Source organism: Butyrivibrio sp. VCD2006, from assembly GCF_000423925.1.
Classification (GTDB): domain Bacteria; phylum Bacillota; class Clostridia; order Lachnospirales; family Lachnospiraceae; genus Butyrivibrio.
The window spans coordinates 47,633-58,833 of sequence record NZ_AUIX01000003.1; the positions used below are offsets into that span (position 1 = coordinate 47,633).

10 protein-coding genes and 1 other RNA gene are annotated in these 11,201 nt (G+C 39.2%); 2 read left to right on the plus strand and 9 right to left on the minus strand.

What is annotated here, in order from left to right:
• Positions 1 to 117: 117 nt before the first annotated feature.
• On the plus strand, positions 118 to 696 hold the full coding sequence (locus G586_RS0102995) for a hypothetical protein (protein ID WP_026526510.1): 579 nt from the start codon (positions 118 to 120) through the stop codon (positions 694 to 696).
• 311 nt (positions 697 to 1,007) lie between these two features.
• Positions 1,008 to 2,210: an IS110 family transposase gene (locus G586_RS0103000; RefSeq protein WP_026526511.1), complete on the plus strand. Its 1,203-nt coding sequence runs from the start codon at positions 1,008 to 1,010 to the stop codon at positions 2,208 to 2,210.
• A gap of 137 nt (positions 2,211 to 2,347) precedes the next feature.
• Here the strand turns inward: G586_RS0103000 and G586_RS0103005 are convergent, their stop codons facing one another.
• From G586_RS0103005 to G586_RS0103040, 9 genes are all read right to left on the minus strand, one after another.
• Positions 2,348 to 2,902 (minus strand): GNAT family N-acetyltransferase, encoded by a 555-nt coding sequence (locus tag G586_RS0103005; protein ID WP_051204460.1) that lies wholly within the window; start codon positions 2,900 to 2,902, stop codon positions 2,348 to 2,350.
• Positions 2,903 to 2,904: 2 nt separating this feature from the next.
• A complete protein-coding gene (gene proB / locus G586_RS0103010; RefSeq protein ID WP_035772338.1) occupies positions 2,905 to 3,717 on the minus strand; it encodes a glutamate 5-kinase in 813 nt (270 codons plus the stop codon).
• 18 nt (positions 3,718 to 3,735) lie between these two features.
• A complete protein-coding gene (locus tag G586_RS0103015) occupies positions 3,736 to 4,551 on the minus strand; it encodes a hypothetical protein (protein ID WP_026526514.1) in 816 nt (271 codons plus the stop codon).
• 148 nt (positions 4,552 to 4,699) lie between these two features.
• Positions 4,700 to 5,047, minus strand: a transfer-messenger RNA (tmRNA) gene (ssrA, locus tag G586_RS25510).
• Positions 5,048 to 5,168: 121 nt separating this feature from the next.
• Positions 5,169 to 5,633 carry an SsrA-binding protein SmpB gene (gene smpB / locus G586_RS0103020; RefSeq protein WP_026526515.1) on the minus strand — a complete coding sequence of 155 codons (465 nt, stop codon included), beginning with the start codon at positions 5,631 to 5,633 and terminating at the stop codon, positions 5,169 to 5,171.
• 18 nt (positions 5,634 to 5,651) lie between these two features.
• Positions 5,652 to 8,120: a ribonuclease R gene (gene rnr / locus G586_RS21580; protein ID WP_051204461.1), complete on the minus strand. Its 2,469-nt coding sequence runs from the start codon at positions 8,118 to 8,120 to the stop codon at positions 5,652 to 5,654.
• Positions 8,121 to 8,209: 89 nt separating this feature from the next.
• A complete protein-coding gene (secG, locus tag G586_RS0103030) occupies positions 8,210 to 8,452 on the minus strand; it encodes a preprotein translocase subunit SecG (RefSeq protein WP_026526516.1) in 243 nt (80 codons plus the stop codon).
• An 85-nt stretch (positions 8,453 to 8,537) separates the two neighbouring features.
• On the minus strand, positions 8,538 to 10,085 hold the full coding sequence (gene gpmI, locus G586_RS0103035; RefSeq protein WP_026526517.1) for a 2,3-bisphosphoglycerate-independent phosphoglycerate mutase: 1,548 nt from the start codon (positions 10,083 to 10,085) through the stop codon (positions 8,538 to 8,540).
• Positions 10,086 to 10,217: 132 nt separating this feature from the next.
• Positions 10,218 to 11,195, minus strand: a complete 978-nt coding sequence (locus G586_RS0103040) for a hypothetical protein (protein WP_155834011.1) — start codon at positions 11,193 to 11,195, stop codon at positions 10,218 to 10,220.
• Positions 11,196 to 11,201: the final 6 nt, after the last annotated feature.

Here is an 11,201-nt window from a genome sequence, read left to right on the forward strand (position 1 = left end):
GATATGCGCTTCTGATAAAGGGCGCACACCTTGAAATAGTATACCATTTTTGAAGTCTTTGTGCTATACTTAACACGCTTAGTTAACGCTTTTCTATTTTTGGAGGAAATTAAATATATGGAATTCAAACAGGAACTTGAAACCGGTATACTTAAACAGATTGGTAATACCGAAACTGAACTCAAAATCAGAGATGTTGCTTCAAAATGTCGTCTTTTAAAAACTGAGAACGGACTTAAAGTTGAGCTCTCATATACCGGCCCCAATGCCAGCAAATATCTTCAGTATGTTGAAAAACACCGCGAGGAGCTTACAAACTATCTCCAGCATCCCGATGATGCTGATTTATATGAATGGATGGAGGAAAGTCATCAGACAAGCCTTACTCTTAAAAAGCACGAGAAGGAAAAACTCATCATCTATGTTAATTATGATCCCGAAACAATGGTTCTTAAAACCGGTATCGCTGATGAGAACGTAACCATGAAGCTTGGTACTCCTCTTATGAAAATCAACATTAAAAACATGACTCGTAATGAATTCAAGCTTGCTATTTTTGATATGCTTCTTCTTGCTGATGAGATTGCAATTGCAATGGATAATCCGGAGCTCAAGAAAATGGCTAATATCGAAATGGTAAAAGTATACCTCAAAGAGATCTATGATAAGTTCCATGAAGGTACACCTGATTTCTGATTATCCTGATTTTTACGTAAAATAATTAACAGCCCTTAGAATTTTTCTTAGGGCTGTTTAGTACCATAAAAGTGTAGTTGTTAGAGAGTAATTAACTCTGACATCTGCACTTATTTTTTTATAATAAGGGGAGTAATTGGTCTGACGTGGGCTTTTTTGGATCATTGCATCCGTCAATAAAACTGTTAACCACCCCCTTATTATAAGCATTCGCTTAAGCAGGTAGGGAGAAACACCCGTGTAACCAACTAAACTGAATGGTAATAAGTGTGGCTGGAACAATTACTATTTACAGTTGGAGGAGGTTCAGAATGATTAGTGTTGGAATTGATGTATCAAAAGGAAAAAGCACTGTCTGCATACTTAAGCCGTATGGAGAAATAGTGTGCAGTCCTTTTGAAATGCAACATGTAGAGAAGGGGCTAGACGGGCTCGATAGTATTCTCCAGAAGTTAGATGGTGAAATACGTATAGTCATGGAAGCAACGGGCGTCTATCACTTGCCAGTATTGACTTATCTTACAGAGAAAGGCTATTTCGTATCTGTAGTAAATCCTTTTGTGATGAAGTCATTCGCAAAGGATAACAACTTTAGGGGTGTAAAAACTGACAAACTTGATTCGATCATGATTGCTAATTATGGAATTGAAAAGTGGTTTAAGCTCCAAAAGTATGAAGGTGCCGAAGAGGTATATGCTGAGTTGAAGCTGCTAGGGCGCAGATATAGGTACTATATGGAACTCCATGTTAAGGCTTTACAAGAATTAACTCATATCCTCGATTATGTCATGCCTGGAATCAAGAAAAAGTTTAATAGCTGGAACGAATCAAGCAACAAGGACAAGTTAAGCGATTTTGTGGAAAAGTTCTGGCATTATGATGTAATTACTTCCATGAGTCTTGAAAAGTTCACAGATGAGTACCTTCTCTGGGCAGAAGAAAAGAAATATCACCGGAGCAGATCCAAAGCTGAAGAAGTCTATGAATTAGCATCCGGTGGTATTCCTACACTATCTTCCAGTACCCCATCGACCAAAATGTTAGTACAGGAAGCAGTATCAGTATTAAGGGCTATAGATAGCTCCTTGGCTACTATATTAGCACGAATGCAGATTCTTGCTAAGTCCTTACCAGAATACTCTACAGTTAGAGAAATGGGTGGTGTTGGAGATGTGCTAGCGCCAAAACTAATTGCAGAAATAGGAGATGTAAGAAAACTTCATAGTGCAAAAGCTCTCATTGCCTGTGCCGGTATAGATCCACCACCTTACGAGTCAGGACAATTTGTGGGCACAAATCGAAGGATGACAAAGAGAGGGTCATCAACTTTACGAAAAGTAGGATATGAAGTAATGAGGGTACTTAAGAGTCATCCGGCGCCCAAAGATGCTGCTGTATATAATTATATAATCAAGAAAGAAAATGAGGGAAAGTGCAAAAAACACGCTAAAATAGCGGGATTGAATAAATTTCTACGTATATATTATGCAAGAGTAACCGCGGTCTACAAATAAGTATCCACAGGTTATAAGAAGGCTGGACTATTCATCCAGCCCTTTTGTGATGCTTAAAATGGTGAAATTGAAAACACTTAAAAATAAGCCGTTTCTCTATTGACATTTGTTAGCAGGTTTTATTTTAAAAAATCAAATTAATGATCAGCAAAATATTCCTCAGCGCTGATAGCCATCATGTTTTCGTTGTAGTATTCCTTAAGCATAGAATTAAAAAGGTTCTCATTTCTATGATGAAATGTGAGACCGCATTTTTCAATTACACGCTTAGATTTCTCATTCCCATCAAAAAAACCGCACCATACTTTACTGAGACCGATTTCAACAAAACTATATCTGATAAGCTCAGAAAGTGCTTCAGGCGCATAACCATGCCCCCAATAATCCTTTCCTATCCAGTAGCCTATCTCAGCCTCGTCCTCCCGAAATATCCCACGCTTTTTCGAACTTCCGATTTCCATTCCGATACTTCCAATCGGTATATCCAAACCATTTGCAAGCGTTATTGCATAGTCACATTCACCTGAAAGTACCGTTCGTATTATCGCCTTGGAATAATCAGAATCCTTGTGAGGAATCCAACCGGCTCCCTTCCCAATTTCAGGGTCTCTTGCAAGCTTATATAAAATATCAGCGTCTTTCTCCTTCCATTTACGAAGGATAAGACGCTCAGTTTTTAGTATCTGATTCAAAGTCAGTTGCTCTCCTTTGCAACAAACAATGTTCCTACATGCTTTTTGTCGATAATATCGTATAAATTATCGGTATTGCTTCCATTTGTTATAAGAACATCAACACCTCTGGCTGTAGCAAATTCAGCAGCCTGAAGTTTTGTGACCATACCGCCTGTTCCTCTGTTTGAGCCGCTGCCATCCGCAAGATCATAAAGTGTATCATCTATATGTTCTACTCTGCTTATAAGCTTGGCATCAGGATATTTTGCAGGGTTCTTATCATAAAAGCCATCTATATCAGACAAAATGATAAGTTTGCATGCCCCACAAAAGGCAGCAACCAATGCCGAAAGCATATCATTATCTGAAAAAAGCTTCTGATCAGATTCAATCTCTGCATGGCTGACAGAGTCATTCTCATTAACAATAGGAATAATATGGTTTTCCAGCAGCGCATCAAATGTATTCTTTAGATTCTCTCTTCTGATGGGATTCTCAATATCATCATTGTCGAGAAGAATCTGGCCACACAGTCTACCATATTCTCCAAAAAGCTTGTCATAAAGATGCATCAGTTCACTCTGACCCACAGCAGCAGCTGCCTGCTTTAGCCTTAAATCCTTGGGCTTTTGCTTAAGACGCATCTTGTTTGCTCCGACGGCAATAGCGCCGGAGCTTACAAGTACAAGATCATATCCTTGATTTTCAATTGCTGAAAGTGCTCTGCATAGGAGGTCAATCTGACGTATATTGATCCCACCATTATCATTAGTGATAGTAGAAGTACCAACCTTTACAACTATGCGCTCTTTTCTGATTTTCTTAGGGCTCATGGTCATTTCCTTTTTTAATTAGTTGTCGTCATCTACTATTCTGTTAAGATAATAATCAACGCAACCTGTTGTGTTGTTCTTAAGATACTTATAATTTACACGAAGGATTGTTGTAGAATACATGCTATCCTCTGTAACGTCGCCGTCTTCATATACAGTAACCTGCTTCTCGCCACTAAGCTGAACCTTCTTGTTATTCTTAACATTTGTCCAGTAAAGAACAGGCTCAACCTTGTTACCGGAACCGCTATTCTTGTACTTTCCAACCTGAATAGATTCAAGAGCATAGTTCTTTGACATTTTTACGTTAAACTTACCGCTCTTAAGATCTGTTACATAATTTGAAGTACCAAGACCGCTCTTTGTAGAGAGATCAATTCCTGCAAAGGTTGCCTTCTCAACAGGTGTTGTGGCATTTATATAAACACTATAGTCCTGTCCATCAACATTGAATTTGAACTTGTAGAGTTTGCTTTCCTTTGTGAAGAAAGAAAATCTGTAGATTGTCTTTCCATTCTCATCATCATATTTTCTATATGATTTCTTATATCTGAGTTTCTTGTTGCACTTAATGTTTTTAATCCTGCCATCTTCATCATTGATTGCAACTGTAAGAACATTCTTAGCAAATGTTCCGGGAGTGATGGTAACCATGCTGTTACCTGTCTCCTTGTAGATAAGAGCACCTCTCTTGTTGATAGCCTGTGTAGTTTCGCTGATATCCACCTTTGCAGCATTAGCTGAAATAGAACTTACGGGAACTGCAGTTACAATAAAAGTTGCAGCCAGAACCGAAGCTAAAATCCCCTTTAAGTTTTTAATACCTCTTTTCATGTAAACCTCCTTATGTATATACATTTTGTACATAATGAATATTCTAACCACAATAATTTGTAATTGCAACACAATTTGACCTATTTAATAAAAGATGTCGTTCGACTCCCCTCTAACCCATAAAAAAAAGACCTATATAGGTCTTTTTTTATGGATTAGAGGGGAGTCGAACCCCTGTCCAAAAACCCGTCCCCTGTCCTTCTACTGTCATAGCTGGCTATTGTGGCAAAGCCATTTCCCTCCCATAACCGGAAGCCCGCGCCCTAATATGAGAAGTAGCTCCTTATACGGCCATGACTACGGAGCAATCATCACGTCGTTTCCTGCATAGTCGACGCAGGTTACTGAATGTGCAGGTGCACTCAGGCCTACGCGCTGCACTTAGGCAGCGAGTGCTAAATTATCTTCAGCGTTTATATTTAATTTGAGGTTTAACGCACCATCCTACGGACAGCTTCTCCAGCTTCAGAATCCCTGTCGAAACCTTTACTAACCCTTATTTAATTTGAAATGTGCTTTATTAGTATAAATACATTTTATAATAAAATCAACTGATCTTAAATAAACCGGTAGTTTAATTTTCGTTTTTTATTTTCAATCAAACTACCGGTACCTTACTATCTAAGACTTACCTTGTAGTCCCTCATTGCCTCTCTTTGCTGATCGCGCTTCGCGGTGGTTTCCCTCTTATCATAGAGTTTTTTACCCTTTGCAAGTCCGATCTGAACCTTAACCTTACCGCGCTTAAAGTACACCTCCAAAGGAACAAGTGTATATCCCTGAACCTGAGATGCCTGATCAAGTTTTCTTATTTCTGTCTTATGCAAAAGGAGCTTACGAACGCGAAGCGGATCCTTGTTAAAAATATTACCCTTTTCATAAGGACTAATATTCATTCCGCAAATATAAGCTTCGCCCTTATCTATACTCACCCACGCTTCTTTAATGCTGCATTTGCCTTGTCTGAGAGACTTTACTTCTGTTCCTGCCAGAGAGATTCCGGCTTCATACTTCTCCTCTATGAAATAATCATGAAAAGCTTTTTTATTATTTGCTATTAATTTTATGCTATCTTCAGCCACAATTATTAACCCCTATCCTTATTTTTTGCGTCTTTTGCCCTGGCTGCTTCTTGCCGCCTTGGAAGTTGCGGATTTTTTATACTTATGTACTTTATATACTTTTCTTCCGCTTTCTTTTTCTTCCCCTTCACCGGACTTTTTGCCGGACTTTTTAGCCTTAAGCTTACTGATTTTCTTAAGCTTGGAGGCCTCCTTTAAAATCTCCTTTTTCTTCTTATCGGAAACCTTGCTCTTTTTCTTATCAGATTTATCCTTATGAGTCTTTTTTCTAGAAGACTTCTTATCAAAATCATCTGCTTCAGATGACTCTGTATCAAGTGAAAGTCTGGAAATCTTTGCAGCTCGCAGCTTTGCGGGAGTTTTCCTCTCAGTCTTATCTTTCTTTAATTTCTTTGCTGATACTTTTTTACCTGCTTTACTCTTTTTCTTTTTTCCGCTTACAAATTGAAGATGCCCATTCTCATCCTCTTCATAATAGTCTTCTTCATAATCATCATATTCATCGTAACTAGAGAAATTAAGCCCATCATCTTCTGAAACAATTCTAAAGTCGATTGTTTTTGCAAGCCTGTCAGTATCATGAACCTTTACTTTAACAGTTTGTCCAAGGGAATAAACCTTTCCGGTTCTTTCGCCTACCAGTCTGTAATTATTTTCATCAAATATATAATAATCATCTTCCATTGTAACAGCAGGCACCATACCTTCACAGGTATTAGGAAGTTCTACAAACATTCCCCAGCCTGTAACACCTGAAACAACGCCTTCAAAGGTTTCGCCAATGTGAGATTCCATAAACTGGGCTTTCTTTAGCTTTTCTGTCTCACGTTCTGCTTCTTCAGCCCTTCTCTCGGTATCTGATGAATGCTTTGCTACATCTTCAAGAATGTCTCTGTAATGCTTAAGCTTATCATCATCCATTCTTCCCCTTAAGTAATCCTTGATTATTCTATGAATCTGTAAATCAGGATATCTTCTTATAGGTGATGTGAAATGACAATAATATTTGCATGCAAGGCCATAATGCCCGAGGCACTCCGTGCTGTACTTAGCCTGCATCATACTCCTAAGAGCAATTCTGCTGATAACAGCTTCTTCCTCAGTTCCTTCGATTTTCTCAAGGAGTCTTTGGATTTCAGCCGGCTTAATCTCTTCAGACTTAATATTCAGATGAAGTCCCAGTCTTGAAATGAATGCGTTAAGATTAGCTATTTTTTCAAGATCCGGCTGCTCATGTACACGATATACAAAGGGAGCCTGCATCCAGAAAAAGTGCTCCGCAACTGTCTCGTTGGCAGCAAGCATAAAGCTCTCTATAAGAGTAGTTGCTGTATTAGCTACTCTTACATTAATTTCCAAAGGATTGCCATCTTTATCAAGACTGATCTTTGCCTCAGGAAAATCGAAATCGATAGCACCTCTTGTCTTTCTCTTTTTCTTGAGTATTTCAGAAAGCTCTGCCATCTTTTCGAACATGGGCACAAGATCACTGTATCTTTCTATTTCTTTAGTATCATGGTCCTCCAAAATCGCAGCAACAGAAGTATATGTCATTCTTTCATTAACGTTAATTACCGTTTCAGCGATCTGATGTGATAAAACAGCTCCATTGCAGTCAATATCCATAAGACAACTGAGTGCAAGTCTGTCCTCACCATGATTTAACGAGCATATTCCGTTACTAAGCTTATGAGGAAGCATTGGAATAACTCTATCTACAAGATATACACTGGTCCCGCGTTTTAAAGCCTCTCGGTCTAGTGCAGAGCCTTCCTGCACATAATTGGTGACATCAGCGATATGTACTCCGAGATGATAGATTCCATCTTCATATGTAAGTGAAACAGCATCATCCAAGTCTTTAGCATCTTCGCCATCAATTGTTACCATAGTGACATCTCTAAGGTCTAAACGTCCCTGAAAATCGCCTTCTATAAGATGGTCCTTACATTTTTCCGCCTGATTCATAACCTTCTCAGGGAAAACGCTTGGTATATCGTAACCTTCAACAATAGACAGAATATCCACACCGGGATCATTGATATTACCGATGATCTCAGTGACTTTACCTTCCGGTTTTCTTCCCTTCTTAGAATCGCCATAGTCCGTGATAGCGACAACTACCTTATCACCGGACACAGCTCCCCTTGTATGCTCCTTAAGCACAAATATATCCTGTGTAAATCTAAGGTTATCCGGAATAACAAAGCCATATGTATGACCATCCTGAAAAGTACCGACAACCTTTTCAACTGCTCTTACGAGGACTCCGGTAACTCTTCCTTCATCTCGCATTCCACCGTTCTTATTTTTGTCCGAAGTAATTACTACCTCAACGGTATCGCCTTGAAAAGCACCGCCGGTATATTCCTCAGGAATAAATATATCTTCATCCCTACCTTCAACCTCGACAAAGCCAAAACCTCTTTGATTTGAAATGAAAGTACCTACAATATTCTCTTTTTTACGAAGTATCTTTTTAGCCATGAATAATCCTTTTTAAAGAGCTGTTTTGAAAAAATAAGTTTAAACAAAAAGGGCACTCATTAACGAGTGCCCTTTTAAATCAATTCTGATTAAAATACAGTCATGTTAAGTACGATGCTGAGAACTATAAAAAGCACTGAAAGCGCAACCGTAACCTTCTTGAGAACTCCCTCTCTTGAGCGTCCCTTTATCTGGCCCCAGTAAGTAGTCTCTGCAAATCCCTGGATTGAACCAAGTCCCTGAGTCTTACCTTCCTGTGCAAGAACAAGTGTTACAAGTGCGATACAATCAATAATAAAAATAATTGCCAAAACAATTTTTAATGCTGCCACGAAATAATCCCTCCTAAATATTTCACAAATACTTGTCTAAGATACCATAAATATCATTAAAAATCAACAAGTTTGTGAGAACAGCTTACTTCTTGATAAGAAGTGATTTTCCTGTCATCTCAGCAGGCTGCTCATATCCCATACACTCAATAAGTGTGGGAATGATATCTGCAAGACATCCACCCTCACGAAGAGTATATGCAGGATCATAGTTAACAAGAATGAAAGGAACAGGGTTTGTTGTATGAGCTGTGAAAGGCTCGCCTGTCTCGTAATCGATCATCATATCAGCGTTACCGTGATCTGCGCAGATGAACATTGTTCCATTCTTGGCCTTAACAGCTTCTACGATCTTGCCAACGCAGGAATCAACAGTCTCAACAGCCTTAACAGCAGCATCGATAACACCTGTGTGTCCAACCATGTCAGGGTTAGCAAAGTTTGTAACAACAACATCATACTTATCTGAATTGATAGCTTCAAGAACTCTGTCACATACTTCAGGAGCGCTCATCTGAGGCTTAAGGTCATATGTAGGAACATCCTTAGGGCTGTTTACAAGGATTCTGTCCTCGCCCTCATTGGGTTCCTCAACACCACCATTGAAGAAGAATGTAACATGAGCATACTTCTCTGTCTCTGCAATACGAGCCTGCTTCATTCCCTTAGCTGCAAGCCACTCACCAAATGTGTTGTTAAGAAGAACCTTCTTGAATGCGATCTCCTTGTTAGGAATAAGCGGATCATAATCAGTGAAGCAAACATATGTAGTCTTGATACGTGCTCCTCTGTCAAACTTATCAAAATCATCATCACAGAAGCAGTGTGTAATTTCTCTTGCTCTGTCAGGACGGAAGTTATAGAAAATGATTGAATCATTGTCCTTGATAGTAGCTGTGGGAGCGCCATCCTTCATGATAACTGTAGGGATAACGAACTCATCTGTCTTGCCATCCTTGTATGTCTGAACCATGCACTCATGAGCACTGTCTGCCTTGTTGCCTTCGCCCTTGGTCATTGCATCATAAGCAATCTTAACGCGGTCATAGTTGTTATCTCTGTCCATCGCATAGTATCTGCCGGAAATAGTAGCAACTTCACCTACGCCAAGCTCCTTCATCTTATCCTCGAGCTGCTGAACAAAATCAATTCCTGATTCCGGAGGTGTGTCACGACCATCAAGGAAGCAGTGAACATATACCTTGGAGAGGCCATTTCTCTTAGCAAGCTCAAGAAGGCCATAGATATGTGTGATGTGACTGTGTACACCACCATCACTAACAAGACCATACATGTGAAGTGCTGAATCATTCTTCTTGCAGTTATCAATTGCAGCCATAAGGCCTTCGTTTGTGAAGAAATCGCCATCCTCAATTGACTTAGTGATTCTTGTAAGCTCCTGGTAAACGATACGGCCGGCACCCATATTCATGTGTCCAACCTCGGAGTTACCCATCTGTCCGTCAGGAAGACCTACAGCAAGACCACTTGCATTACCTCTAACATAAGGATAGTCCTTCATAAGACCATCAAGAACGGGTGTGTTTGCCATAGCAATGGCATTTCCCTTCGGATTATCGTTAATTCCGAATCCGTCCATAATTAATAAAACTGTTGGTTTAGAACCCTGCATATTATTGCCTCCATTGTATAAATATAATGCTTATAATGTAGAAAAATAAGCGATTAATCGGTTTCCACAAAGTAGTATACCCATAAATCGCTTGTTTTTCAAATAAACTTTTTATATTAATTCACATTATATCTAGTTTAGCGTTTTCTCTAATCTCTCAATATGCTCCCTTACAGCATTCCTCTCATCTTCTGTCATCCTCTTCCTGTTTCCTCCGATGACATTGTATTCCACAACCTTAATCAGCTGTGAACTTCCGCTATTTAGTCCTTCATCGATTTCAAGCTCATTTTGAAGTGACAAAATAGCGATAACAGAGTTTAGAACATTGCCATTTTCATCAGCAGCCTTATATAAGAAATCACGGACAGGCTTTTTAACCTCTTCCGAATATGTATCCTCAGAATCAAGCATAATTTCAGCTGCCACAAGCAGAAGCATGCTCTCTTCTATAAGGTCACCGCCACCATATGAGAGACGTTTTGACATATCACTAAGTCTTAGCTTATATCTCTTCTGTCTGGACATCTTCTGCGGCATTCCTGCCATAAGAGAATGGTCGTAGGCATTTCTTATATCCTTATCTGTTTTCAAAAGCTCGGTAAATGCAAGCATAAGCGCGGTAACTGTTTTGCTGCTAAGATCATCGTCCCTGCTGCTCATTCTGATTACGCTATCTCTCTCATTTGTATCATCATTTTCATCATCAGCCTCCTTAAACTGACGTGATATAAGGAAATGAGCAGCGTCAAGTGCTGCGTGCATAATATCTCTTGAAAATACCGGATCAAGATTCTCGTATACTCTGGATCCAATACACATTACAGCCGAAAATACCGCAATTTCAAAGATGGACTCATCATAAACACCCTTATCAATATTATTCATAAGGCCAAGTTCTCTGTTTTCATAATCCCGGTACATTTTTTCCAGAACATGACTTGTGGATTCGACCATATTCCTGATATTTTCGATATCACCATAACTCGTATTTTTTTCAGATAATAATTCAAACTCATAAAGTCTGAATGCAGTACCAAGATCAGCAGACTCGTTTTGAAGAGCCATAGCTCTCTCAATAAATTTATTCTCTATAATCTCGTTTTTCATCATGCG

Excerpts from the sequence above, each read along its gene's own strand:
- G586_RS0102995 (WP_026526510.1), top strand. The coding sequence starts at position 118 with ATGGAATTCAAACAGGAACTTGAAACCGGTATACTTAAACAGATTGGT.
- G586_RS0103000 (WP_026526511.1), top strand. The coding sequence starts at position 1,008 with ATGATTAGTGTTGGAATTGATGTATCAAAAGGAAAAAGCACTGTCTGC.
- proB (WP_035772338.1), bottom strand. The coding sequence starts at position 3,717 with ATGAGCCCTAAGAAAATCAGAAAAGAGCGCATAGTTGTAAAGGTTGGT.
- G586_RS0103015 (WP_026526514.1), bottom strand. The coding sequence starts at position 4,551 with ATGAAAAGAGGTATTAAAAACTTAAAGGGGATTTTAGCTTCGGTTCTG.
- rnr (WP_051204461.1), bottom strand. The coding sequence starts at position 8,120 with ATGGCTAAAAAGATACTTCGTAAAAAAGAGAATATTGTAGGTACTTTC.
- gpmI (WP_026526517.1), bottom strand. The coding sequence starts at position 10,085 with ATGCAGGGTTCTAAACCAACAGTTTTATTAATTATGGACGGATTCGGA.
- G586_RS0103040 (WP_155834011.1), bottom strand. The coding sequence starts at position 11,195 with ATGAAAAACGAGATTATAGAGAATAAATTTATTGAGAGAGCTATGGCT.